The organism is Paucibacter sediminis (assembly GCF_030254645.1).
Lineage (GTDB): Bacteria > Pseudomonadota > Gammaproteobacteria > Burkholderiales > Burkholderiaceae_C > Paucibacter_B > Paucibacter_B sediminis.
Window position 1 is genome coordinate 3,892,636 of record NZ_CP116346.1, and the last position, 24,026, is coordinate 3,916,661.

Consider the following 24,026-nt stretch of genomic DNA (forward strand, 5'->3'; position numbering starts at 1 on the left):
TCAGGGCAGGGCGGGCATGGCCAGCAAGGCCAGCATGGATAGACCGAGGGACAGCAACAGCGCCGTCAGCACGCGGCGTGCAAACAGGGCGCCGCCGCTCAGCAGCGCGGTGAGGCTGCGCGTGACGCTGTTGCAGGCCAGTGCCAGCAGCACGCCGTGCATCAGCGCGTCCAGGCCGATCTTCGCGGAGGCTTGCAGGGCGGCCAGCGAGGCCACCGGGGCATGGGCATCGGCCAGTGCGGCCAGGCCCACGGCGGTGTAGAGGCCGCTGCTGCCGAAGCGTTGCAGCGCCCAGTTGACGGCCAGGCTGACGCCGCTGAGCAGGGCCGCGATCAGCAGCGCCTCGCGCACGCGCAGCGGGCCGCGCGAGGCCTGTGCCAGCGGCGCCGGCACGCCATCGCGCGCTGCCGTGCCGTCGGCGGTCTGGGCCTGGCGCAGCAGCCGCCAGGCGATCAGGCCCGCGCTGGCGGCGCCCGTCAGGGCCAGTGGCCAGAAGCGCGCCGCCGCGGCCGGCGCCAGCGCCGCCAGCATCAGCAGGGACAGCAACCAGGTGGCGGCGGTGGACATGATGGCGCCCGCCGCGCAGGCCGCCTGCAGCGCCGGCTGGTCCGGGTGCTGGCGTGCGCGCGCGCCCAGGCTGGCGATGGTGGCGGTGCTGGAGACCAGCCCGCCCAGCAGGCCCGAGAGCGTCAGCCCGGCGCCGGGGCCGGCCAGGCGCAGCGCCACATGGCCCAGGGCCTGCAGCAGCAAGAGCAGGAGCATCAGCCCCATCAGCGCCGAGGCCTTCATGCCGCCCAGCCAGGGCAGGGGCTCCTTGGGCATCAGCGGCAGCACCACCAGGGCCAGCGCGCCCAGCAGCAGGCCATCGTGCAGCTCGTCCTCGTGCAGCAGCTGGGTGGCAAAGCGGTGCAGGCGGCTGCGCGCGGCCAGCAGCGCGGTGGTGGTGATGGCGGCGGGGGCGCCCAGCAGCGGCGCCTCCACGCACAGCGCACCGATCAGGTAAGTGAGAAAGAGCGCCATCGCGGTGGTGAGCCCGGGATCGCTGCCGCGCCGGCGCGAGTAGGCCAGCGCGCCCAGCAGGGTCACCGCCAGCGCGCCCACCGCCACCAGGCCGGGCTGCTCCAGCCCACGCGTGAGTGCGCCGCACAGCGCGGCCAGCGTGAAGGTGCGCAGGCCGGCGGGTTCGCGCGACGGACCCTGGCCCTTGCTGCGCTCGCGCTCCAGGCCGATCAGGGCGCCGCTGCCCAGGGCCGCCAGCCAGCCCATCACCAGGCCGGCCTGTGCGCCAAGCAATTGCTGCAGCCAGTTCACAGCGGCACAGTCTCTCCATGCTGGGGCACGCGCACGCGCCAGCCCAGCTCGTCCTGGATGCGGCTGCGCAGCGCATCGCTGGCGGCCGGCTCGCCATGCACCACGAAGGTCTGCGCGGGCGGCTGCTCGAAGCTGCGCAACCAGGCCATCAGGCCGTCGGCATCGGCATGGCCGGAGAAGCCTTCCAGATGGCTGACCTCGGCATTCACCGGCACGTACTCGCCATGCAGCTTGATCTCGCGCGCGCCCTCCACCATCTTGGCGCCGCGGCTGCCGCCGACCTGGAAGCCGGGGAACACGATGTGGTGGCGCGCCTGCGGCGCCATCGTCTTGAGGTAGTTGAGCACGCGCCCGCCGGTGGCCATGCCGCTGGCCGAGATGATGACGGCGGGCTTGCGGCTGGCGGCCTGCTTGAGCGAGTCCGCCGGCTTGGTGACGAGCGTGACGCCATCGCGCAGCCCGGCCAGCTCGCGCGCGCTGACGCGCAGCAGGCGCTGGTGCTTGAGCATGATCTCGGTGGCCTCGATGGCCATCGGGCTGTCAAGGATGATGGGCACCTCGTAGTCCAGCTCGCCCGCCTGGCGCATGCGCTGCAGCACCAGCAGCAGCGCCTGGGCCCGCCCCACCGCGAAGCTGGGCAGCAGCACGCTGCCGCCGCGCTTGAGGGTGTTGCGCACGATCTGGGTGAGGCGCTGCTGCACGTCCTCGGCCGGATGCAGGCGGTTGCCGTAGGTGGATTCGATCAGCAGCACGTCGGCGCGCTGCAGATGCTGGGGCGCGGGCATCAGCAGATCGTTGTCGCGCCCGACGTCGCCCGAATAGACCAGGGTCTTGCCGCCCGAGGTCACGCTGATGGCCGAGGCGCCCAGCAGATGGCCCACCGGCGTGAAGCGGATCTCGGCCTTGCCGAGGCGTAGCCTGCCGTCGCGCGGCAGGCCGACGAAATGCGCCAGCGCCTTCTTGGTGTCGGCCAGGCTGTAGAGCGGCAGGGCCTTCTCGTGCCTGGAGGTGCCGTAGCGGTTCGCGCGCTTGGCGTCTTCCTCCTGCAGATGTGCGCTGTCCTTCAGCAGCACGTCGCAGAGTTCGCGCGTGGCGCCGGTGGAGAAGATCTGGCCCTTGAAGCCCTGGCGCACCAAGGCCGGGATATAGCCGCTGTGGTCCAGATGCGCATGCGAGAGCAGCACCGCGTCGACGCTGTAGGGCGAGACGCCGAACGGCGCCCAGTTGCGCTCGCGCAGCACCTTGTAGCCCTGGAACAGGCCGCAGTCCAGCAGCAGACGCTGGCCGTTCACGTCCAGCAGATGGCGGGATCCGGTGACGGCGTCCGCGGCGCCGAGAAAGCTGATTTTCATGAGGCCCCCAGGGTTTGCAGTTCGGCCGATTCCAACACCTGGACGGCCGGCCCGCGCTGCGATAGCGCAAGCATCATCGCGCGTGCCACGCGCTGCGCCCGGACGGGGCGCCAGCGCGCCGGGATCAGGCCGCTCAGCGGGCGCAGCAGGGCCAGGGTGCAGCGCTCGGCCAGGCGGCTGGGCTGGCCCAGCGCCGCGCGCTCGCCGTCCAGCAGCGAGGGCCGCGCAATCACCAGGCGCTCGAAGCCCAGGCCCCGCAGGCTCTCCTCCATCTCGCCCTTGACGCGGTTGTAGAACACGGCCGAATGGCGGTCGGCGCCCAGCGCCGAGACCACCGCGCAACGCCTGACCCCGAGCACGCGCGCGGCGCGCGCGACGTTCAGCACGGCGTCGTGATCGACCGCATGGAAGGCCTCGCGCGAACCCGCCTGGGCGATCGTGCTGCCCAGGCAGATGTAGAGCGCATGCGCCGGCGGCAGCGGCCCGCCGAGATCGGCGCGGCGCAGGTCCACGCGGTGCTGGCGCAGCCGCGGGCTGCTTTCCAGCTCGGCGATGGGCTTGCGCACCAGCGCATGCACCTGCAGCGGCGTGCGCAGCAACTCCTGCAGCAGCGCGCGCCCCACCAGGCCGCTGGCCCCCGCCACCCAGACCGATTGTGTGATGTGACTCATGCGCGCATCGTAGGTGCAAACAAAAAGGCCCGGCGCTTGCGCGTCGGGCCTGATGCCTGGCGGTGTTGCCGCTTCAGCGCTTGGGTTGCGTCAGGCGCGGGCCATTGTTGTGGCGCGGCGCGGCGCCATTGGGCTTGGGCGCGGCCGGGCGGGCCGGCTGCGCATGGCGGGGCTGGCCCTGCTGGGGCTTGGCGCCACCGTGGCCGGCATGCGCCGCACCGGGGCCGGCCGGGCGCTTGGCGGCCGGCGCGCCATGGCGGGCACCGTCGCGTCCGCCGTCACGGCCAGCGCCATCGCGCGGGGCGCCACGGCCACCGCCGCCACCGCCGCGCGAGGGCGCACCGCGGCCACCGCCGCTGCGGCTGCCATTGCCGTTCAGCACCATGCGGCCCAGCACGATGGGCTCGGGGCGCTCGCTCGGATCGGGCGCGAAACCGGGCACGATTTCCTTGGGGACCTCGCGCTTGATGAGCTTCTCGATCTCGCGCAGGAAGCCGTTCTCGTCCACGCACACCAGCGAGACCGCTTCTCCCACAGCGCCGGCGCGGCCGGTGCGGCCGATGCGGTGCACATAGTCCTCGGGGACGTTGGGCAGCTCGTAGTTCACCACGTGGGGCAGCTGGTCGATATCGATGCCGCGGGCCGCGATGTCGGTGGCCACCAGGCAGGTCAGATCGCCGCTCTTGAAGTCGGCCAGCGCCTTGGTGCGCGCACCCTGGCTCTTGTTGCCGTGGATGGCCATGGCGCTGATGCCCTGGTCATTCAGGTAGTCGGTGAGGCGGTTGGCACCATGCTTCATGCGCGTGAACACCAGCACCTGGTGCCAGTCGCCGCTCTTGATCAGGTGAACCAGCAGCTCCTTCTTGCGCTCGCGGCCCACCGGGTGGACCTTTTGCGCGATCGACTCGTTGGTCTGGTTGCGGCGCGCCACTTCGATCAGCGCGGGCTGGTTCAGCAGACGATCGGCCAGGGCCTTGATCTCGTCGCTGAAGGTGGCCGAGAACAACAGGCTCTGCTTCTTGGCGGGCAGGAGCGCGAGCACCTTCTTGATGTCGTGCACAAAGCCCATGTCCAGCATGCGGTCGGCTTCGTCCAGCACCAGGATCTGCACCTGGCTCAGGTCCAGCGTGCCCTGCTGCGCGTGGTCCAGCAGGCGGCCGGGGGTGGCCACCAGGATGTCCACGCCATCGCGCAGGCGGTTGATCTGCGGCTGCATGCCGACGCCGCCGAACATCACCATGCTCTTGAGCGGCAGGTACTTGCCATAGGTCTTGACGCTTTCCTCCACCTGGGCCGCGAGTTCGCGGGTGGGGGTCAACACGAGGGCACGGATGGCGGGCTTGCCGCGCTTGTTCAGCACCGGGCCGCCCGCCGCGAGGCGGTGCAGCATGGGCAGCGTGAAGCCGGCCGTCTTGCCCGTGCCGGTCTGTGCGCCAGCCAACAGGTCACCGCCTTGGAGAACGGCGGGGATCGCTTGGCTCTGGATGGGGGTGGGGGTGGTGTAGCCGGCGTCGGCGATGGCCTTGAGAAGGGGGGCGGCCAGGCCCAGAGAATCAAAACTCATTGAGTGCGATTTGCGCACGGTGCCCATGGTGTGCAGCCGCGCCACTGAGAATGGCGCCAGTCTTCGGGCTGCGCAAGGAGCGTGCTTGAGCTAAAAAAAGAAACGCCGCGCAAGACTGAGAAGCGCGGCGTTGGCCCGCATTATAGGGCCAGCGCCGTCTGCCCGCCCGGTGATAGTGCACCGTATCGCGGAGCGGCCGAGCGCGCCGCTTTCGTCAAGCCTCGAGGAGCTCCAACCACCCGATTCGAGGGGTGTGAATGCTGCGATCCGCGACAAACTCGCAGCCCCGATGCGACAAGCGGTGCAGGGCAGGGCCTTGCGAGCGGTGCGGCTGGCAGAATCGCCCGCAGCAGTCCCGTGTTGTTCGCATTCATGTCGCCCGGCTATCCGCGTTCTTGGTTCCTCGCTGTCAGTCGCTTCCGCGGCCTGCTGGTGCTGCGGCTGTGGCTGGCCCTCAGCCTGAGCCTGGGCATGGGCGCGACCCAGGCCCAGTCCGTGGCCATCGCCGAGACGCCCCTGAGCCCCGCTGCCATCGTGATGGGGATGCTGGGCTACACGAGCTGGCCCGGGCCGGCACGAACCCTGAAGCTTTGCGTCAGCCGTGGCGCCCCCGATGCCGCGGCGCTGGCTGGCGCCATCGAACAGGCACGCGCGACACGGGCGCTGGAGCTGGTGATCATCGAGGTGGACCAGGTGCCGGCCAGCGCCTGTGACTTGGTCTACTTTGACGGCTGGGACGCCGAGCTGCAGCGCAAGGCCTTGCGTGCGCTGGCCGCGCGGCCGGTGCTGAGCATTGGCTGGGGCGCCGAGTTCTGCTCGGACGGCGGCTTGTTCTGCCTGGAGCGTGGCGAGGCGCAGACGCGCTTCGAGGTCAATTTGGATGCGGTGGCGCGCAGCGGGCTGCGCGTCAATGCGCTGGTGCTGCGCCTGGCCAAGCCGCGCAAGGTGGCGGGCTCATGATGACGCCGGTCAGCCTGTCCAGCTTGTTGCAGCGGGCGCAGCTGCGTGTCGCGCTGGTGGCTTTGCTGGCGGTGGGCGCGGTGCTGACGCTGGCCTCGGTGGCCTATCTGCGCAGCACCACGCTGCGCAATCTGGAACTGGTCGGCCGCTCGATTGCCTATTCCGCCGAGGCCGCCGTCGTGTTCCGGGATGCCGATGCCAGCCTTGAGTTGCTGCACCAGATCGTCGAGCGCGAGGGGCTGTCGGCCGCGCGCATCGTGCTGGGCGGGGGGCAGACACTGGCCACCTACCGGCGCGCGCGGCCGCCCGGCTGGCAGTTGCAGCTGTCGGAGCGGCTGTTCGCCATCGGTGCGCGCAGCGTGATCGAGGTTGAGGGCAGGAGCCTGGCTCAGGTCGAGGTGGAGGGCGACGGCACGGTGTTCCTGAGTCTGCTGGGCTGGTGCATGGCGGGCGTGGCGCTGGGCATGTTGCTGACCGCACTGGGCATCAGGCTGGTGTCGCGGCGCCTCGAGCACAGCATCGTGGCGCCGCTGCGCGCGCTGTCGGCGCACACCCGCGCGGTGCGCGAACAGCGCGCCTATGCGCGCCGCCTGCCACCCGCGGCGGTGAGCGAAATCGACGCGCTGAGTGCCGATTTCAATGCGCTGCTGGCCGAGGTGCAGGCGCATGAGGCCGAGTTGCTGCGGCATCAGGAGGCGCTGCGCACCGACAACGACAGCCTGTCCTTCCAGGCGCAACATGACGCGCTCACCGGGGCCTGCAGCCGTGCCTATTTCGAGGAGTGCCTGGCCGACGCGGTGACGCGGGCGGGGCAGCGCGGCGGCCGCGTGGGCCTGCTGTTCATCGACGCGGACAAGTTCAAGCGTGTCAACGATGAGCATGGGCATGAAATTGGCGACCGCCTGCTGTGCGTGCTGGCCGAACGCCTGCGTGCGGGCGTGCGTGAAAGCGACCTGGTGGGGCGCCTGGGGGGCGATGAGTTCGTCGTGCTCATCGACCCGCTGCGTCATGCCGAGGATGCCCAGCGGGTGGCCGAGCAGGTGCAGCAATCGGTGCGGCAGGGACGCGTGCAATTGGCCAGCGGTGAGGAGCTGCGACCGGGCATCAGCGTGGGCGTGGCCATCTATCCCGATGACGGCGCCGACGCGGACGCACTGCTGCGCTATGCCGATGTCGAGATGTATCGCCACAAGCTGCGCCAGCGTGGCAATGACCCGGCGCGGGTGTGATGCCGCCGGTAGACAGGAGTAGCAGTCGATGCGTTTTGCCTCTCAATCCCTCGCGGCCTTGGTGTTGATCAGCGCCGCCTTGCTGGGTGGATGCCAGCATGGCGAGAACCCTGGTGGATCGAATGCCTTTGTGGTGACGCCCTCGCAGCGTCAGGTTCTCAGCGCGCTGGGCTTCGTGGAAGCGGCCGAGGGCTGGGAACTCAATCTGGGCACGGGCCTGCTGTTCGACTTTGACTCGGACCAGCTCAGCGGGGCGCAGTTGCAGCGCTTGCGCCAGATCGCTCAGGGCCTCGCTGGCGTTGGCATCGACGGCCTGCGCGTCGAGGGCCACAGCGACAACGTCGGCAACGAGGAGTACAACCTGCGTCTGTCGGAGCGGCGCGCCGAGGCTGTCGGGCGCGCGCTGGCCGCGGCGGGCATGGCGCCGGCGCGCTTGCGAGTACGCGGCTTCGGTGCCCTGAAGCCGATTGCAGACAATGCCAGCGAGGCCGGACGGACGCAGAACCGGCGCGTCACGCTGATCGCGCCGTCTGCCTGAACGCGCTGGCTATTTGCCCACATTCACCCAGGCCACCTCCAGCCAGTTGTCGCTGCGGTGTACCGCCGTGACGTTCTGGCGCACCGCCCAGGGAATCATCTGGCGGTGCAGGGGGATCACATGGATGCCGTCCTTGAACTCCTTCAGCGCCGACTTCACCATGGCCTCGCGCTTGACCGGGTCGGGCTCGGTGCTGGAGGCGGCGGCGAGCTGGTCGAACTTGTCGTTCTTCCAGCCGCCGAAGTTGTTGTAGCCGACGCCGTTGTCGCCGCGGTTGCGCCACACCGGGTTCATGATGATCTCGGCGTCGGTGATGGAGCCGCCCCAGCCGTAGAGGTAGAGGCTGGTGTCCTGCTTCTCCAGCTTGGGGAAGGTGATGACGCGCGGCTGCGCGTTCACCTTGACCTTGACCTTGAGCTGCGCCCACATCGAGGCCAGCGCCAGGCAGATCTCCTCGTCGTTGACATAGCGGTTGTTGGGGCAGTCCATCGTGACCTCGAAGCCATCGGGATAGCCGGCCTCGGTCATGAGCTTCTTGGCAGCGGCCATGTCGTGCGGCAGGCGCGCCTCGATGGCCGGATCCTCGTAGGAGCCCTTGGCCGAGGGCGTGAGGCCGCCGGTGGGGGCCGAGAGCCCGTTCATCAGCTTGGTCTTGATGGCCTCGATGTCGATGGCCTGGTAGAGCGCGCGGCGCACGCGCAGGTCCTTGAAGGGGTTTCTATCTTGTCCATTTAGACCGGGCACATTCGCGTAGAGCAGCTTGTCGCGCTGCTGGTCCATGCCGACGAAGATGAGGCGGTTCTCCAGCCCCTCCAGCACCTTCACTCCGGCGGTATTGCGCAGGCGCGGCACGTCGCGCGGGGCCGGGTCCAGCACCAGGTCGATCTCGCCCGACACCAGCGCCGCCAGGCGTGTGGCGTCGTTGCCGATGGGCGAATAGACGATCTCCTGCACATTGCCGTCGAACTTGCCCCACCAGGCCGGGTTGCGCTTGTAGGTGGTCTTGATGCCGGGGGCGCGGCTCGCCAGCACATAGGGCCCGGTGCCGTTGGCATTCAGCGAGGCATAAGTCTCTTCCTTGTCCTTGAAGTTCAGCGGCTTCACGACCTTGTGCGCCTCGCACCAGCTCTTGCTCATGATGAAGAGCGTGTTGATGTGCTGCAGAAAGATCGGATTGACCTTGTCGAGCTGGAACTCCACCGTCAGAGGGTCGATCTTCTTGGGCGTGCCCACGGCATTGGCGTAGACGCGGATCTGCGAATTGATGTCCTTGGCGCGGTTGATGGAGAACACCACATCGTCGGCCGTGAAGGACGAGCCGTCATGGAACTTCACGCCGGGGCGCAGCTTGAAGCGCCAGACCAGCGGCCCGACCTGCTTCCATTCCAGCGCCAGACCCGGCCCCGGCTTGAGGCCGGCGTCGAGCTTGGTGAGGGTCTCGTAGACCTGGCCGTTCATCATGTTCGTCATGGACTCGTTCTGCGAATGCGGGTCCATGGTCTGCGGATCGCCCTGGCTGGCCCAGCGCAGGGTCTGGGCTTGCAGGCCCAGGGCCAGCGCGAGGCCGGCGGCGAGCAGGGTGAGCTTGAGGGTCTTGTGCATGGGCAATGCTCCTGGCTGGGACAGTGCGCTTTGTACCTCAATCGAGGAGCGCCATGCGAAGCTGCGACAATAGCCGGTTTGGCGCTGGCGCAATCTGCCGCGGGCGCCGGCACCGCACCATCACACAGGACCCTTCATGGCCCAGTACGTCTTCTCAATGAACCGCGTCAACAAGACGGTTCCACCCAAACGGCACATCCTCAAGGACATCTCGCTGTCGTTCTTCCCCGGCGCCAAGATCGGCGTGCTGGGTCTGAACGGCTCGGGCAAGTCCACCATCCTGAAGATCATGGCCGGCGTGGACAAGGAGTTCGAGGGCGAGGCCGTGCCCATGCCGGGCATCAAGATCGGTTATCTGGAGCAGGAGCCCAAGCTCAATCCGGACCAGACCGTGCGCCAGGCGGTGGAAGAGGGCATTGGCGGCGTGCTGGCCGCCAAGAAGCGCCTGGACGAGGTCTATGCCGCCTATGCCGAGCCGGACGCCGACTTCGACGCCCTGGCCGCCGAGCAGGGTGAGCTGGAGGCCATCATCGCCGCCGCCGGCAGCGAGAACACCGATCTGCAGCTGGAGCTGGCCGCCGACGCCCTGAACCTGCCGCCCTGGGACGCGCAGATCGGCGTGCTCTCCGGTGGCGAGAAGCGCCGCGTGGCGCTGTGCCGCCTGCTGCTCTCCAAGCCCGACATGCTCTTGCTGGACGAGCCCACCAACCACTTGGACGCCGAGTCCGTGGAGTGGCTGGAGCAGTTCCTGCAGCGCTTCCCCGGCACCGTGGTGGCCATCACCCACGATCGCTACTTCCTCGACAACGCTGCCGAGTGGATCCTGGAACTGGACCGCGGCCGCGGCATCCCCTGGAAGGGCAACTACTCCGACTGGCTGGACCAGAAGGAAAGCCGCCTGGAGCAGGAGCAGAAGACCGAAGACGCGCGCATGAAGGCGATGAAGGAGGAGCTCAAGTGGGTGCGCTCCAACGCCAAGGGCCGCCAGGCCAAGAGCAAGGCGCGTCTGGCCCGCTTCGAGGAGCTCAGCGACGTCGACTACCAGAAGCGCAACGAGACCAACGAAATCTTCATCCCCGTGGCCGAACGCCTGGGCAATGAGGTGATCGAGTTCGAGAACGTCTCCAAGAGCTTCGGCGACCGCGTGCTGATCGACAACCTCAGCTTTAAGGTGCCGGCCGGCGCCATCGTCGGCATCATCGGCCCCAACGGCGCCGGCAAGTCGACGCTGTTCCGCATGATCCAGGGCGTGGAGCAGCCGGATTCGGGCACGGTGAAGATCGGCAAGACCGCCAAGCTGGCCTTTGTGGACCAGAGCCGCGCCAGCCTGGACGCCGACAAGACGGTGTGGGAAGACGTCTCGGGCGGCCTCGACAACATCGTGGTCGGCAAGTTCGTGATGCCCAGCCGCGCCTATATCGGCCGCTTCAACTTCAAGGGCAACGACCAGCAGAAGATGGTGGGCCAGCTCTCCGGTGGTGAGCGCGGCCGCCTGCACCTGGCCAAGACCCTGGCCCAGGGCGGCAATGTGCTGATGCTGGACGAACCCTCGAACGACCTCGACGTCGAAACCCTGCGCGCGCTGGAAGAGGCGCTGCTGGAGTTCGCCGGCTCGGCCATGGTGATCTCGCATGATCGCTGGTTCCTGGACCGCATCTGCACCCACATCCTGGCCTGCGAAGGCGACTCGCAGTGGTTCTTCTTCGACGGCAACTTCCACGAGTACGAGGCCGACAAGAAGAAGCGCCTCGGCGAAGAAGGCGCGCGCCCCAAGCGCATGCGCTTCAAGCCGATCAAGTGAGCTTGATCAGCAAGTCCGAGCAAAGGAGCCCGCGGGCTCCTTTCTTCATTCTTCACAGATCTTTACGGCACCCGCACAAGCGCCTCACTTGACGGCGCGAACATGCTTCCATCGCAACCCGGATGGAGAATGACATGAGCAAGCTCAAGTTCGCAGCCCTGGCCCTGGTGATGGCCGGCAGCCTCTCGATGGCCCAGGCCCAAGGCCATGGCCCGCGCGGCGGCATGATGATGGGTGGCCCCGGCATGATGGGCGGCCACGCCGAACACATGCTGGACGCGGTGGACGCCAGCGATGCCCAGCGCGCCCAGATCAAGCAGATCATGGATGCGGCGCGCGCCGACCTGAAGGCCACGCATGACAGCGCCCGTGCCTTGCATGCGCAAAGCCTGACCCTGTTTGCCGCCGCCAATATCGACGCGGTCTCCATCGAGGCGCTGCGCCAGCAGCAGCAGGCCCTGCATGAGACCATCAGCAAGCGCATGAGCCAGGCCTTCATCGATGCGGCACGCGTGCTCACGCCGGAGCAGCGCGCCAAGCTGGCCGAGCGCATGAAGAAGCAGCAGGCCCGCATGGCCGAGCGCATGAAGGCGCGCGGCAACTGAGGGCACTATGCTTCAGGCTTACGCCCACTCAGACGGCGCCGCCCGCCAGCAACGCGAGTTGGCCAGGGCGCGCGGCGCCACCCATGCGAGAACCATGAGTTCCAGACTGCTGTTGATCGACGATGACGCCCGCCTCACCGGCATGCTGGGGGACTATCTCCGCCATGCCGGTTTCGAGGTGGAGGCGGCCGGCTCGTTGGCCGAGGGGCGTGCCGCGCTGGATGCTGCCCTGCCTGATCTGCTGGTGCTGGACCTGATGCTGCCCGATGGCGACGGCCTGGATTTCTGCCGCGGGCTGCGCGGCGACAAGCGCTTCAAGCGCCTGCCGGTGTTGATGCTGTCGGCGCGCGGCGAGCCCATGGACCGCATCCTGGGCCTGGAGCTGGGCGCCGACGATTACCTCGCCAAGCCCTTCGAGCCGCGCGAGCTGCAGGCCCGCATCAAGGCCATGTTGCGCCGCTTGGAGCCCGACCTGCCCACCGACGAGGTGCTGCGCTTCGGCCGCCTGGAGATCGATCTGGCGGCGCGCCTGGCGCGCCTGGACGGCAAGGTCTGCGACCTCACCAGCCACCAGTTCGACCTGCTGGTGGTGCTGGCGCAGAGCCCCGGCCGGGTGCTCTCGCGCGACCAGATCATGGATTCGCTCAAGGGCCATCCGCTGGAGGCCTTCGATCGCTCCATCGACGTGCATATCTCGCGCATCCGCTCCGTCATCGAGGACGACCCCAAGGCCCCGCGCCGGGTGCTGACGGTGCGTGGCGCCGGCTATGTGTTCGCGCGCAAGCAGGACGCGGAAGGCAGCGGCGAGTGAGGTCGCTGTACTGGCGCATCTACCTGACCCTGGTGGTGGTGCTGGCGGCGTTCGCGCTCGGCTCCGGCTGGCTGTTCCATCACCAGATCGAGCAGGAGCGCGGCAACTTCGAGGTGGCGGCCAAGGACAGGCTGACCGCGATGGCGCAGCTGATCCAGCGCGTGCTGCCGGCGGCCGATGCGCCGCGCGAGCAGCAGGCCGCGGTGCTGGAGGAATGGGGCGAGCGCCTGCGCCTGGCGATCGCGCTGGACGATGTCCGGGGCGAGCGCATCGCCGCCACCGAGCTGTTCGAGCGCCGCGAGGAGGGCGCCGGCGGCCGCGCGCTGCAGATCAGGCTGGACGATGGCCGCAGCATCAGCTTCATGCGCGGCTGGCGGCCTCCGCCGGGCGGCCCGATGGCGCGCGATGGAGGCGGTGGTGGTGGCGAGCGGCCGCCGCGGCCGATGATGCGGCGCGACGAACCCGGCTGGGCGGCGCTGCCGCTGCTGGGCCCGCGCGCCAATGGCGAGATGCTGGCGGCCCTGCTGGTGCTGCTGTTCGTGGGCGTGGCGGCGGGAGCCTTTCCGGTCGTCAAGCGGCTCACGCGCCGCCTGGAGGCGCTCAAGCGCGGCGTGGAACAGTTCGGCGAGGGCCAGCTGAGCCATCGCGTCGACGACCAGGGCAATGACGAGGTCAGCGCCCTGGCGTTGAGCTTCAACCGCGCGGCCGAGCGCATCGAATCGCTGCTGCGCTCGCACCAGAGCCTGCTGGCCAATGCCAGCCACGAGCTGCGCTCGCCGCTGGCGCGCTTGAAGATGGCCTTCGCGATGCTGGACGAGGCCGGCCCGGCGCAACGCGCCAAGCTGCAGGCCGAGATCCACACCAATATCGGCGAGCTCGATGCGCTGGTGGAGGAGGTGCTGCTGGCGAGCCGGCTGGAGGCCGGCCAGCAGGAACCGCTGCCGGAGGCCGTGGATCTGCTGGCCCTGGCCGCCGAGGAAGCGGCGCGCAGCGGCGCCCAGTTCGAACCCGAGGACGGCGCGGCCGAGCTGGCCTTGCGCGGCGAGGAACGCCTGCTGCGCCGCGCCTTGCGTAACCTGCTGGAGAACGCGCGCCGCTACGGCGGGCCCGAGGTGCTGCTGAAGCTGGGCCGGCGCGGCGCCATGCTGGAGTTGCGCGTCTGCGACCGCGGACCCGGCGTGCCCGAGGCCATGCGCGAACGCATCTTCGAGCCCTTTTTCCGCCTGCCCGGCCATGCCGAGCAGGCCGGCGGCGTGGGCCTGGGTCTGAGCCTGGTGAAGCAGATCGCCCAGCGCCATCGCGGCCAGGTGCGCTGCGAGCCGCGCGCAGGCGGCGGCAGCGAGTTTGTGCTCAGTCTGCCGCTGGCCTGAGCTGCTCTCTGGCTTCCACGCGGTGCACATAGGCCAGCAGCGCGCCGAGCGCTGCGGCCGCGGTGACCAGGCCGGCGGTGGCCGCCACCCAGAAGCCGGGCGCGCCGCGCCAGGCCTGGGGCGCGCCAGGTACATGACCGAAGGCCAGCGCATAGCCGCCGCCCAGGCCCAGGCCCGCCACCGCCACCGCGTAGATCACCATCGGCGCGTTGGCCACATGGTGGGCGCGCAGCACAAAGGCGGCCACGGTCTGGCCGGCATCGCCCATATGGAACAGCCATACCCACAGCAGCAGGGGCAGGGCGGCGGCGATGATGGCGGGATCCTGGGTGTAGAGGTTTAACACCTGCTCGCGCGCGAAGAACACCAGGCCGCCCAGCAGGCAGGACAGCGCCAGCGCGATCTCCAGGCTGTGCCAGCCCAGGCGGCGCGCATCCGCCGCGTCATGCGCGCCGACGCGCTGCGCCACCAGGGTGCCGGCGGCATTGCCCAGCGCCATCGGCATCATGAACATCAGCGCGATCATGTTCACCGCCAGCTGGTGGCCGGCCACCGGCGTGGCGCCCAGGCGGGCGATGAAGATGGCCATGAAGGTGAAGCCGGTGACCTCGATCAGGATGGCGCCGCCCATCGGCAGGCCCAGCTTGAGCAGCTGGCGCATCGCCTGCAGGCGCGGCCGGTGCAGGCCGCCGTCGTGCAGGCCGAAGCGGGCGTAGAAGCCGTCGCGGCGCAGGATCGCCAGCGAGATCAAGACCTGACCCCACATCACGATGGCGGTGGCGATGCCGCAACCCACCGCGCCCAGGGCGGGCACCTGCCAGCCCGCCACGCCGAAGCCGTGTACCAGCAACGCGCTGAGCGGCAGCTTGAGTGCCAGGCCGCCCACCTGCAGCACCATCACCGCCTTGGGCCGCGACACCGCGGTATTGAAGCCGCGGTAGGCGGTGAAGATCAGATTGGCCGGCAGCGAGACGCTCAGGGCCAGCAGATAGCCGCGCACCTTGGCCTCGACCTCGGGCGTAACCTGAGCGATCGCCAGCAAGGGGCCGGGGAACAGCAGCACCAGCTCGCCTACCAGCGTGAGCAGCAGGGCCAGCCAGATGGCCTGGTGCAGTTCGTCGCCGGCCTCGCGCAGCCGGCCGGCGCCGAACAGCTGGCCCACCACGGGCGAGACCGCCAGCACCACACCCATCAGGCCGATGAAGATGGTCATGAAGACGGCCGAGCCCACCGACAGCGCGGCCAGGTCGATGGCCGAGTGGCGCGCCACCAGGATGGTGTCGACAGTGGAGTAGCCCAGCACCGCCAGCTGGCCCACGAACACCGGCCAGGCCAGCGGCAGCAGGCGCCGCAGGCTGTCGAGATGCCCTGCGCTCAAGCGCCGGCTCCCGGTTGGCGCTGCGGATGGTCGATGCCGACGAACTCGCGCGCGCGCTCCGCATAGCGGTTGAAGCGCCAGGCCGTGGCCTCGATGGAGATGCGGCGCCAGGTGACGCGCTTCTCGGCCGGTGTCATCACCGGCCAGTTCTGCACCTCGTCAAAGCTGCGGCCGCAGCCCTTGCAGATGGCGTCGCCCTGGCTGGTGGAGCAGATCGCGATGCAGGGCGCGTCGGGGGTGCTGTCGTACCAGGCCAGCCAGGCCTGTTTGGCGGCGGCGGGCATGCTGTCTTCGTCGCACTCGCTCTCGCGGTAGTAGACCAGCAGCCCATAGACCTCGGCCAGCGCACGCACGGCGGCGCAGGCGCGCAGGCCGTCGGAGGGCTCGCGCTCGCGCCACCAGTTGATGGCGGCCTCGATGTCGGTGATGTGGATGGCGGCCATGGCGGGCGTCTGCATTCAGTAGGCCAGGCCCATCGCCGCGCGCACCTCGCGCAGGGTCTTGCGCGCCACCGCGCGCGCGCGCTCGGTGCCCACCTCGACGATCCAGTGCACATGCTTGGGATTGGCGAGGAACTCGTCGGCGCGTGCGCGCCAGGGCGCCTGTTCCTTCACGATGGCATCGATCACCGGCTGCTTGCAATCCAGGCAGCCGATGCCGGCGCTCTTGCAGCCGGCCTCGGCCCAGGCCTGTGTGCCCGCATCGGAGTAGAGCTGGTGGAACTCCCACACCGGGCAGCGCTGCGGGTCGCCGGGGTCGCCGCGACGCACGCGCTGCGGGTCGGTGGGCATGGTGCGGATCTTTTCTTCCACCAGCGCCGGCGCGTCGCGCATCGCGATGGTGTTGCCATAGCTCTTGCTCATCTTGCGGCCGTCCAGGCCGCCCAGGCGCGAGGTCTCGGTCAGCAGGGCCTGGGGCTCGGGCAGGATGGGGGCCTCGGCGCAGTAGATGTTGTTGAAGCGGCGCGCCACCTCGCGCGTCACCTCCACATGGGCGGCCTGGTCCTCGCCCACCGGCACCAGGGCGGCCTTGTAGATCAGGATGTCGGCGGACTGCAGCAGCGGGTAGCCGAGGAAGCCGTAGGTGGCGAGTTCACGGTTCTTCTCCACCTGGTCCTTGTAGCTGGGCATGCGCTCCAGCCAGCTGGAGGGGGTGCTCATGGCCAGCAGGGTGAAGAGCTCGGCATGCTCGGGCATGCGGCTCTGGATGAAGAGGGTGGCCTGCTCAGGGTCCAGGCCGGCGGCCAGCCAGTCCACCACCATGTCGTAGACATTCCTCTCCACCACTTCCTTGCTCTGGTAGTGGGTGGTGAGCGCATGCCAGTCGGCCACGAAGAAGAAGCAGTCGTAGTCGGACTGCAGGCGCACCCAGTTCTTCAGCGCGCCGTGGTAGTGACCCAGGTGCAGGGCACCGGTGGGGCGCATGCCGGAAAGCACGCGCTGGCGCGGCGCGGCGGGGATGTGGGTGGCTTGTTCGCTCATAGGAGCGTGGATTGTAGGGAGCTACACTGCCGCCCCATGAAAAGCATCGTGATCCTGATCTCCGGTCGTGGCTCGAATATGGAGGCCATCGTCAAGGCCTGCGCGGCCGAGGGATGGCCGGCGCGCATCGCCGCGGTGATCAGCAACCGCCCGGATGCGGCCGGGCTGGCCTTTGCCGCCAGCCATGGGATTGCCACCGCGGTGGTGGATCACAAGGCCTTCCCCGACCGCGCCAGCTTCGATGCCGAACTGGCACGCGTGATCGATGGCTACACGCCCGATCTGCTGGTGCTGGCCGGTTTCATGCGCATCCTCACGCCCGAGTTCACGCGGCATTACGAGGGCCGCATGCTCAATATCCATCCCTCGCTGCTGCCGGCCTTCACCGGCCTGCACACCCACCAGCGCGCGCTGGAGGCGGGGTGCCGCTTTGCCGGCGCGACGGTGCACTTCGTCACCGCCGAGCTGGACCATGGCCCGATCGTGGCGCAGGCGGTGGCGCCCATCCTGGCGGGCGACGACGAGGCGGCGCTGTCGGCGCGCGTGCTCGGGCTGGAGCACCGGATGTACCCGCGCGCGGTGCGCTGGTTCGTGCAGGATCAGCTGCGCATCGAGGGTGGGCGCGTGCAGCAGCTGGCCGGCGAGTCCCAGAGCTTCAGCTGATCAGCCCGGCCAGGATGTTGATGGTCAGGGCCAGCACGCCGGTGTTGAAGACAAAGGACAGCACCGCCTGCACCAGCACCAGGCGGCGCATCGGGCGCGTGCTCACCGCCACGTCCGAGGTCTGCGAGGTGGCCGCCAGCGTCACCGCGAAGTAGAAGAAATCCAGGTAGTCCGGATGGCCCTTGAGGCCGGGGAATTCCAGCCCGTTGGCGCCGCCGGCCTCGCGGTGATAGAGGCTGGCGTAGGCGAGCGAGAACTCCACCGGCAGCAGCAGCCAGGAGCCCGCCACCGTGGCGATAGCCAGCAGCAGATAGGGCCAGCCCTGCACCGCGTTCACGCCATGCCGGACCTGGGCCATTTCCAGCGTGATGGCCGCCAGGCTGGCGAAGGCACCCACCATCGCCAGCAGCAGCACCACCGCCATGCTGTCGCCCAGCAGGCGGGCGCGCTGCTGCAGATGCGCGGCATCGGAGCGGCTCATCATCCACAGCACCAGGGTCAGATAGGTCCAGACGCCGGTATTCCAGCCCAGCAGCAGGCGCGTCAGCCAGGGCAGGGCGATGGGCCACAGCAGGGCCAGCAGCAGCCCGATGGCGCAGCCCACCAGCAGGCGCGGGCGCGCGCGCAGCAGGCTCACGCCGCCTCGCAGGGGCTGAAGCGCAGCACCTCGCGTCCCTCATGCTGCAGGCTGCCAAAGAACATCGCATGCGGGCGCAGCCACAGGCCGGCATCGCCGTAAAGCGGACGGTAGATGACCATGGGCTCCAGCGTCTCGCTGTGCCGGCCGACCCCGATCACCTCGTATTCACCGCCCTTGTAGTGGCGATAGCGGCCGGTGGGTGTGGCGGGCAGGGGGGTGAGTTCGGTGCTACTCATTTGACGGCGCGGCAAGGGATGCAAGGGACGGCAATGGATAATTGGCGCATGCATCCTAATGCCCTTCTAGATATGAGCTGCGAGCTGCTGCGCGCCGTGCTCAAGTTCGACTCGCCCGCCGATGGCGTGGTTTCCGCCTATTTCCGCAAAAACAAGGGCCTGGGCCAGCGCGAGCGCGGCACCCTGGCCGAGACCGTCTACACGGTGCTGCGCAAGCGCCTGCTGCTGCAGCATCTGGCGCAATCGGGCTCCGGCCCGATGGAACGCCGCCTGGTGATACTGGGCTGGGCCGGCAGCGAGGCCTTTCTGCATAGCGCGCTGAGCCCGCAAGAGCGCCAATGGCTGGATCAGCTCAAGACCATTGACCATGCCAATCTGGCGCCCAAGCTGCGCCACAACCTGCCCGACTGGCTGGCCGAGCCGCTGCTGGCACGCCTGGCCAAGGACGGCGACGAAACGGAATTCTGGGCCCTGGCCGCGGCCATGAACGAGGCCGCACCGCTGGACCTGCGCGTCAACCTGCTCAAGGCCAAGCGCGAAGAGGCGCAGGCGGCGCTCAAGGCCGCCGGGATTGAGGCCGAGGCCACGCCTTTCTCGCCCTGGGGCCTGCGCGTGCAGGGCAAGCCGGCGCTCAACAAGCTGGAGGTCTTCACCAACGGCACGGTGGAGGTGCAGGACGAGGGCAGTCAGCTGCTGGCGCTGCTGCTGGACCCCAAGCGCAGCGAGATGGTGGTGGACTTCTGTGCCGGCGCCGGCGGCAAGACCCTGGCCCTGGGCGCGGCGATGCGCAACACCGGCCGGCTCTATGCCTTCGATGTGTCCGGCCATCGGCTGGATGCGCTCAAGCCGCGGCTGGCGCGCAGCGGCCTGTCCAACGTCTATCCGGCCCAGATCGCGCATGAGCGCGACGACCGCGTCAAGCGCCTCACGGGCAAGATCGACCGCGTGCTGGTCGATGCGCCCTGCTCGGGCCTGGGCACCCTGCGCCGCAACCCCGACTTGAAATGGCGCCAGTCGCCGCAAGCTGTGAAGGAGTTGCAGGTCAAGCAGGCCGCGATCCTGGAAAGCGCGGCGCGCCTGCTGAAGTCGGGTGGCCGCTTGGTGTACGCGACCTGCAGCCTGTTGAGCGCCGAGAACGAGGAGATCGCGCAGGCCTTCAGCGCCGCGCATCCGGAGTTCGAGCCGCTGGCCGCGCAGGACTGCCTGGAGCGCGCCCATGTGGCCAATGCCGCCAGCCTGTGCGAGCATGGTTTTGTGCGGCTGTGGCCGCACCGTCATGGCAGCGATGGCTTCTTCGCGGCCGCTTGGCAGAAGAAGTAAGCAGAAGAAGTAAGCACGCTTTGCACCGCTGGCGCGAGCGGCCGTTTAGAGCCGCTCGCCTACAATCAGGGCTTGGCAAAGATAACAACCATGACGCTCATTGGTGGGCAAGGCAAGGTCTGAATGATTGAATTGATGAGCGTGCGCGACGCGCTGGTGCAGTGGCTGTCCGACGGCCTGACCGGCGCCAGCTTCTGGCAGATCGTCGCGTACACCCTGGTGGTGACGCACTTCACCATCCTGGGCGTGACGATCTTCCTGCACCGGGCGCAAGCGCACCGTGCCCTGGATCTAGGCCCCGTCCCGGCGCATTTCTTCCGCTTCTGGTTGTGGCTCACCACCGGCATGGTGACCAAGGAATTCGTGGCCGTGCACCGCAAGCACCACGCCAAGTGCGAGACCGAGGAAGACCCGCACAGCCCGCAGACGCGCGGCCTCAAGGCCTTGCTGCTGACCGGCGTGGAGCTCTATCGCGCCGAAGCCCAGAACAAGGAAACCATTGCCAAGTTTGGCCTCGGCACGCCGGACGACTGGATCGAGCGCAATCTCTACACGCGCTATTCCTGGCAGGGCGTGGGCCTCATGCTGGTCATCAACCTGGCCCTGTTCGGCGCCATCGGGGCCACCATCTGGGCGATCCAGATGGCCTGGATCCCGGTGTGGGCCACCGGCGTCATCAACGGCATCGGCCACTACTGGGGCTATCGCAACTTCGAGGCGCAGGATGCGTCGACCAATGTGTCGCCCTGGGGCATCCTGATCGGCGGGGAGGAGTTGCACAACAACCACCACACCTACCCGACCTCGGCCAAGTTCTCGGTCAAGCCCTTTGAATTCGACATCGGCTGGGGCTATATCCGCGCCTTCGAGATGCTGGGCTGGGCCAAGGTGCGCAAGACCGCACCGCAGATGCGCATGGGCGAGGTCAAGCCGGTGGCCGACAAGGACACGCTGGAAGCCATCATTGCGAATCGCTATGAGGTGATGGCCAAGTACGGGCGCGAGCTCAAGGCGGCCTGCGCCGTGGAGCTGGCGCGCCTGAAGGCGCAGGGTGAGCAGCACAGCGCCCGTTGGGCCGAGCTGAAGCTCGCCAAGCGCTGGCTGCATCGCGATGCCGACCGCATCCCGAGCGCCTATCTGGCCCAGATTGCCGGCGCCCGCGCCGCCAGCCCGGCGCTGGACAAGCTGATGCTGATGCGCGAGGAGCTGCGCCAGCTGTGGACTCGCACCAATGTGTCGGCCGAGCAGTTGGTGAGCGACTTGCAGGCTTGGTGCCGCAAGGCCGAGGAAAGCGGTATCGCCGAGCTGCGGGCGTTTGCCATCGGGCTGCGCGCGGTGCGCGTCTAGGCGCTGCGAGTGTTGCTTGACGTAAAGGGCGCCCAGGTGGCGCCCTTTTTGCGTATTCTCGATATGCGTCTTGATGATGCATGGAGGGCCTGTCATGAAGTCCCATACATTGCGAAATCTCTGCTGGCTGCTCGCGCTGGGATTTGCCGGTTCTACGGCGCTGGCGGCGGCCGAGGTCAAATTCATCCATCCGGAAAACTTCGCGGATGCCGGCGAATCCGGGCGCGACCGCGAACAGCATCTGCAGCAGATCGCCGAGCATCTGCAGCGTCAGGCGGAGAAATTCGCACCCGGCAAGCAGCTGACGTTTGAGGTGACGGATGTAGACCTTGCGGGCGAGATCGAGCCCGTGGGGCGGCGCATGGAGCGCTTGCGCGTGATGCGCAGCGTGACCTCACCGCGCATCGAGTTCCGCTACCTGATCCGCGAGGCGAATCAACCCGATCGCCAGGGCGAGGCGCAGTTGCGCGACCTGGGCTACCAGATGCGCGGTTCGCGTTACTGGGATTCCGACCCCATGCGTTACGAGAAACGCCTGCTCGACGACTGGTTCCAGGCCGAGTTCGTGCCGCCCAAGAAGCCCTGAGTTGAGAGTATTCCTGGCATGAAAAAACCCGCCGGCTTGCGCGGGCGGGTTTTTCTTAAGGCTGCTGCATGCTCAGCGGCTGAATTACTTCAGCTTGATTTCCTTGTACAGGACATGCTTGCGTGCCTTGGGGTCGAACTTCATGAATTCGAGCTTTTCGGGCGTCGTCTTCTTGTTCTTGTTCGTGGTGTAGAAGTGACCGGTACCCGCGGTGGATTCCAGCTTGATCTTCTCGCGTCCGCCTTTGCTTGCCATGATGAGACTCCTTGATGTTCAGCGGTTGATCAGAGCTCGCCCTTGGCGCGCAGATCGGCAACGACTTGCTCGATGCCGACCTTGTCGATCAGGCGCAGAGCAGCATTGGACACGCGCAGACGCACCCAGCGGTTTTCGGTTTCGAGCCAGAAACGGCGGTACTGCAGATTCGGCAGGAACCGACGCTTGGTTTTGTTGTTGGCGTGAGAAACATTGTTTCCCACCATCGGGCGCTTACCCGTAACTTGACAGACGCGTGCCATGACGCTACTCCGGTTTGAACTGTTGACCAGTCGCCCGGGATTGCCTTGCAAACCCCGGCGCGACCACATGACCGCTTTATGCAAGCTAAACCCTGTTGCCTTGGACGTCGTCCAAGGCCGTCGAGCGCGGTCCATCCAGCAAGCAAGCCGGCGAGTATAGCCTGATTTTGGCGCCTGCACCAGGCGCCACGCCTGCATCAGCCCTGCGCCTGCTCCAGGAAGCGCTGCGCGTCCAGCGCCGCCATGCAGCCGGTGCCGGCGCTGGTGATGGCTTGGCGGTAGACATGGTCCTGCACATCGCCGGCCGCGAACACGCCGGGCACGCTGGTCATGGTGGCAAAACCGTTCAAGCCGCCCTTGGTGATGATGTAGCCGTCCTTCATCTCCAGCTGGCCCTTGAAGATGTCGGTATTGGGCTGGTGGCCGATGGCGATGAAACAGCCTTGCAGCTTCAGCTCCTTGGTGCTGCCGTCATTGCCCTTCAGGCGCACGCCGGTCACACCGCTCTGGTCGCCCAGCACCTCGTCGAGGTTCTGGAACACATGCAGCTCGATCTTGCCGGCGGCCACTTTTTCCATCAGCTTGTCCACCAGGATGGGCTCCGCGCGGAACTTGTCGCGGCGATGGATCAGGTGCACCTTGCTGGCGATGTTGGAGAGGTAGAGCGCTTCCTCGACGGCGGTATTGCCGCCACCGACCACGCAGACCTCCTGCTCACGGTAGAAGAAGCCATCGCAGGTGGCGCAGCCGCTCACGCCGCGGCCCATGAAGGCCTCTTCCGAGGGCAGGCCCAGGTACTTGGCGGAGGCGCCGGTGGCGATGATGAGCGCGTCGCAGCTGTAGCTGCCGCTGTCGCCCTTGAGCTTGAAGGGGCGCTGCGAGAGATCCACCTCGTTGATGTGGTCGAACAGCATCTGGGTCTGGAAGCGCTCGGCGTGCTGCTGGAAGCGCTGCATCAGCTCGGGGCCCTGCACGCCCATCACGTCGGCGGGCCAGTTGTCCACCTCGGTGGTGGTCATCAGCTGGCCACCCTGGGCCATGCCGGTCACCAGCGTGGGCTTGAGGTTGGCGCGCGCGGCATAGATGGCGGCGGTGTAGCCGGCCGGGCCGGAGCCCAGGATCAGCAGCTGTACATGTTGGTTGGTTTGGGTCATGGGCAGGAGTTGGGGTTGCTCGGGCGGTACACAAGCCAGCAGCATCGGCTATCTACGGCCTACACCCTATAGAGAACCGTGAACAAGTTGGCACAATGCCGGCATTCTAGGCAAGAGGCCGCAGGCTTGCGCTTACGGCACATCAACAGACCACAGTCTCAGGAGGTAGTTCATGGCAATGCTGTCCAATCTGGACCTGATCCGCAGGGTCCCCTTGTTCTCCCTGCTGACGACCGATCAGGCGCAGTCCATTGCGGACAGTGTGGTGAAGCGTCGCTTCAAGCGCGGCGAGATGATCGTCGAGCAGGGCACCAAGTCGAACGCCCTGTTCATCCTGCTGAACGGGCGCGCCCGCGTGCTGACCGCCGATACGCGTGGCCGCGAGGTCATCCTCGCGGTGCTGCAGCCCGGCGACTATGTGGGCGAGATGAGCCTGATCGACGGCGAGCCGCATTCGGCCACCGTGCGCGCCGAGGTACAGACCGACATGCTGGTGCTGGGCCGCATGGAGTTCTCGCGCTGCCTGCCCGACAGCAGCAGCCTCTCCTACGCCATCCTGCGCGGCCTGGTGGCACGCCTGCGCAATGCCGACCGCCAGATCGAATCGCTGGCGCTGCTGGATGTCTATGGCCGCGTGGCGCGTACCCTGCTGGACATGTCCGAGGAAGAGAAGGGCATCAAGATCATCCGCGGCAAGGTCTCGCGCCAGGACATGGCCAAGGTGGTGGGCGCCTCGCGCGAGATGGTCAGCCGCGTCATGAAGGACCTGGAGGACCGCGGTGTCATCGAGACGCTGGAGAACGGCTCGGTGGTCATCAAGGAGCGCCTGCACGACTGAGGCGCGCGGCCCCTCGGCTGAGGCCCCGGCAAGCTGAGCCACAATCGGGCC

At 68.0% G+C, this 24,026-nt stretch carries 25 protein-coding genes; 12 read left to right on the forward strand and 13 right to left on the reverse strand.

The window, feature by feature from the left end:
• From PFX98_RS18060 to PFX98_RS18075, 4 genes are all read right to left on the reverse strand, one after another.
• Positions 1–1,311 carry an MgtC/SapB family protein gene (locus tag PFX98_RS18060; RefSeq protein ID WP_285231884.1) on the reverse strand — a complete coding sequence of 437 codons (1,311 nt, stop codon included), beginning with the start codon at positions 1,309–1,311 and terminating at the stop codon, positions 1–3.
• Positions 1,308–2,663: an MBL fold metallo-hydrolase RNA specificity domain-containing protein gene (locus tag PFX98_RS18065; RefSeq protein ID WP_285231885.1), complete on the reverse strand. Its 1,356-nt coding sequence runs from the start codon at positions 2,661–2,663 to the stop codon at positions 1,308–1,310. Before PFX98_RS18065 ends, PFX98_RS18060 begins: the two co-directional genes overlap by 4 nt.
• Positions 2,660–3,334 carry an NAD(P)H-binding protein gene (locus PFX98_RS18070; RefSeq protein ID WP_285231886.1) on the reverse strand — a complete coding sequence of 225 codons (675 nt, stop codon included), beginning with the start codon at positions 3,332–3,334 and terminating at the stop codon, positions 2,660–2,662. Before PFX98_RS18070 ends, PFX98_RS18065 begins: the two co-directional genes overlap by 4 nt.
• Before the next feature lie 73 nt (positions 3,335–3,407).
• Positions 3,408–4,898, reverse strand: a complete 1,491-nt coding sequence (locus tag PFX98_RS18075; RefSeq protein ID WP_285231887.1) for a DEAD/DEAH box helicase — start codon at positions 4,896–4,898, stop codon at positions 3,408–3,410.
• Positions 4,899–5,255: 357 nt separating this feature from the next.
• On the opposite strand from PFX98_RS18075, the gene yfiR reads away from it, so the two are divergent.
• The 3 genes from yfiR to yfiB are packed head-to-tail and all read left to right on the forward strand — an operon-like array spanning position 5,256 to position 7,625.
• Entirely contained in the window at positions 5,256–5,858 is a 603-nt protein-coding gene (gene yfiR / locus PFX98_RS18080) for a regulatory sequestration protein YfiR (protein WP_285231888.1), read from the forward strand.
• Positions 5,855–7,087 carry a diguanylate cyclase DgcN/YfiN gene (gene dgcN, locus PFX98_RS18085; protein ID WP_285231889.1) on the forward strand — a complete coding sequence of 411 codons (1,233 nt, stop codon included), beginning with the start codon at positions 5,855–5,857 and terminating at the stop codon, positions 7,085–7,087. Before yfiR ends, dgcN begins: the two co-directional genes overlap by 4 nt.
• A gap of 28 nt (positions 7,088–7,115) precedes the next feature.
• Positions 7,116–7,625 (forward strand): outer membrane lipoprotein YfiB, encoded by a 510-nt coding sequence (yfiB, locus tag PFX98_RS18090; protein WP_285231890.1) that lies wholly within the window; start codon positions 7,116–7,118, stop codon positions 7,623–7,625.
• A 9-nt stretch (positions 7,626–7,634) separates the two neighbouring features.
• Here yfiB and PFX98_RS18095 read toward each other — a convergent pair whose 3' ends face one another.
• Positions 7,635–9,227: an ABC transporter substrate-binding protein gene (locus PFX98_RS18095; protein ID WP_285231891.1), complete on the reverse strand. Its 1,593-nt coding sequence runs from the start codon at positions 9,225–9,227 to the stop codon at positions 7,635–7,637.
• A 136-nt stretch (positions 9,228–9,363) separates the two neighbouring features.
• Here PFX98_RS18095 and ettA point away from each other — a divergent pair, with 136 nt between their 5' ends.
• The 4 genes from ettA to PFX98_RS18115 all read left to right on the forward strand — a co-directional run bounded on the left by ettA (position 9,364) and on the right by PFX98_RS18115 (position 13,814).
• Complete coding sequence (gene ettA / locus PFX98_RS18100) at positions 9,364–11,028, forward strand: energy-dependent translational throttle protein EttA (protein WP_285231892.1); 1,665 nt, start codon at positions 9,364–9,366, stop codon at positions 11,026–11,028.
• A gap of 134 nt (positions 11,029–11,162) precedes the next feature.
• Positions 11,163–11,633, forward strand: a complete 471-nt coding sequence (locus PFX98_RS18105) for a Spy/CpxP family protein refolding chaperone (protein ID WP_285231893.1) — start codon at positions 11,163–11,165, stop codon at positions 11,631–11,633.
• A gap of 94 nt (positions 11,634–11,727) precedes the next feature.
• Positions 11,728–12,444, forward strand: coding sequence for a response regulator (locus tag PFX98_RS18110; protein ID WP_285231894.1), 717 nt, complete (start codon positions 11,728–11,730; stop codon positions 12,442–12,444).
• Positions 12,441–13,814, forward strand: coding sequence for a sensor histidine kinase (locus PFX98_RS18115; RefSeq protein ID WP_285231895.1), 1,374 nt, complete (start codon positions 12,441–12,443; stop codon positions 13,812–13,814). The genes PFX98_RS18110 and PFX98_RS18115 overlap by 4 nt, the downstream gene beginning before the upstream one ends.
• On the opposite strand, the gene PFX98_RS18120 is transcribed toward PFX98_RS18115, so the two are convergent.
• From PFX98_RS18120 to trpS, 3 genes are read right to left on the reverse strand one after another with little or no spacing between them, the layout of a single operon-like run.
• Positions 13,795–15,192, reverse strand: coding sequence for an MATE family efflux transporter (locus tag PFX98_RS18120; RefSeq protein WP_285231896.1), 1,398 nt, complete (start codon positions 15,190–15,192; stop codon positions 13,795–13,797). The genes PFX98_RS18115 and PFX98_RS18120 overlap by 20 nt on opposite strands.
• On the reverse strand, positions 15,189–15,635 hold the full coding sequence (locus tag PFX98_RS18125; protein WP_285235628.1) for a DUF3717 domain-containing protein: 447 nt from the start codon (positions 15,633–15,635) through the stop codon (positions 15,189–15,191). The genes PFX98_RS18120 and PFX98_RS18125 overlap by 4 nt, the downstream gene beginning before the upstream one ends.
• A 15-nt stretch (positions 15,636–15,650) precedes the next feature.
• The gene (gene trpS / locus PFX98_RS18130) at positions 15,651–16,673 is read right to left on the reverse strand and encodes a tryptophan--tRNA ligase (protein WP_285231897.1); all 1,023 of its coding nucleotides are present in this window, start codon (positions 16,671–16,673) and stop codon (positions 15,651–15,653) included.
• 36 nt (positions 16,674–16,709) lie between these two features.
• Here trpS and purN point away from each other — a divergent pair, with 36 nt between their 5' ends.
• Entirely contained in the window at positions 16,710–17,336 is a 627-nt protein-coding gene (gene purN / locus PFX98_RS18135; RefSeq protein ID WP_285231898.1) for a phosphoribosylglycinamide formyltransferase, read from the forward strand.
• Here purN and PFX98_RS18140 read toward each other — a convergent pair.
• Both PFX98_RS18140 and PFX98_RS18145 read right to left on the reverse strand, forming a co-directional pair.
• Positions 17,329–17,973 carry a DUF1345 domain-containing protein gene (locus PFX98_RS18140; protein WP_285231899.1) on the reverse strand — a complete coding sequence of 215 codons (645 nt, stop codon included), beginning with the start codon at positions 17,971–17,973 and terminating at the stop codon, positions 17,329–17,331. The two genes, purN and PFX98_RS18140, sit on opposite strands and share 8 nt — an antisense overlap.
• Positions 17,970–18,212 carry a DUF1653 domain-containing protein gene (locus tag PFX98_RS18145; protein WP_285231900.1) on the reverse strand — a complete coding sequence of 81 codons (243 nt, stop codon included), beginning with the start codon at positions 18,210–18,212 and terminating at the stop codon, positions 17,970–17,972. Before PFX98_RS18145 ends, PFX98_RS18140 begins: the two co-directional genes overlap by 4 nt.
• 48 nt (positions 18,213–18,260) lie before the next feature.
• Between PFX98_RS18145 and PFX98_RS18150 the strand changes: the two genes are divergently transcribed.
• The 3 genes from PFX98_RS18150 (at position 18,261) to PFX98_RS18160 (ending at position 21,465) form a co-directional block, all read left to right on the forward strand.
• A complete protein-coding gene (locus PFX98_RS18150; protein ID WP_285231901.1) occupies positions 18,261–19,532 on the forward strand; it encodes an RsmB/NOP family class I SAM-dependent RNA methyltransferase in 1,272 nt (423 codons plus the stop codon).
• Between the two features lie 123 nt (positions 19,533–19,655).
• Positions 19,656–20,879 carry a DesA family fatty acid desaturase gene (locus tag PFX98_RS18155; RefSeq protein WP_285231902.1) on the forward strand — a complete coding sequence of 408 codons (1,224 nt, stop codon included), beginning with the start codon at positions 19,656–19,658 and terminating at the stop codon, positions 20,877–20,879.
• 94 nt (positions 20,880–20,973) lie between these two features.
• Positions 20,974–21,465, forward strand: coding sequence for a DUF3016 domain-containing protein (locus PFX98_RS18160; RefSeq protein WP_285231903.1), 492 nt, complete (start codon positions 20,974–20,976; stop codon positions 21,463–21,465).
• Between the two features lie 84 nt (positions 21,466–21,549).
• Here the strand turns inward: PFX98_RS18160 and rpmG are convergent, their stop codons facing one another.
• From rpmG to trxB, 3 genes are all read right to left on the reverse strand, one after another.
• A complete protein-coding gene (rpmG, locus tag PFX98_RS18165) occupies positions 21,550–21,720 on the reverse strand; it encodes a 50S ribosomal protein L33 (RefSeq protein WP_025564431.1) in 171 nt (56 codons plus the stop codon).
• Positions 21,721–21,749: 29 nt separating this feature from the next.
• The gene (rpmB, locus tag PFX98_RS18170; protein WP_127999047.1) at positions 21,750–21,983 is read right to left on the reverse strand and encodes a 50S ribosomal protein L28; all 234 of its coding nucleotides are present in this window, start codon (positions 21,981–21,983) and stop codon (positions 21,750–21,752) included.
• Positions 21,984–22,180: 197 nt separating this feature from the next.
• Positions 22,181–23,137, reverse strand: a complete 957-nt coding sequence (trxB, locus tag PFX98_RS18175; RefSeq protein WP_285231904.1) for a thioredoxin-disulfide reductase — start codon at positions 23,135–23,137, stop codon at positions 22,181–22,183.
• A gap of 172 nt (positions 23,138–23,309) precedes the next feature.
• On the opposite strand from trxB, the gene PFX98_RS18180 reads away from it, so the two are divergent.
• Positions 23,310–23,975 (forward strand): Crp/Fnr family transcriptional regulator, encoded by a 666-nt coding sequence (locus PFX98_RS18180; RefSeq protein ID WP_285231905.1) that lies wholly within the window; start codon positions 23,310–23,312, stop codon positions 23,973–23,975.
• Positions 23,976–24,026: the final 51 nt, after the last annotated feature.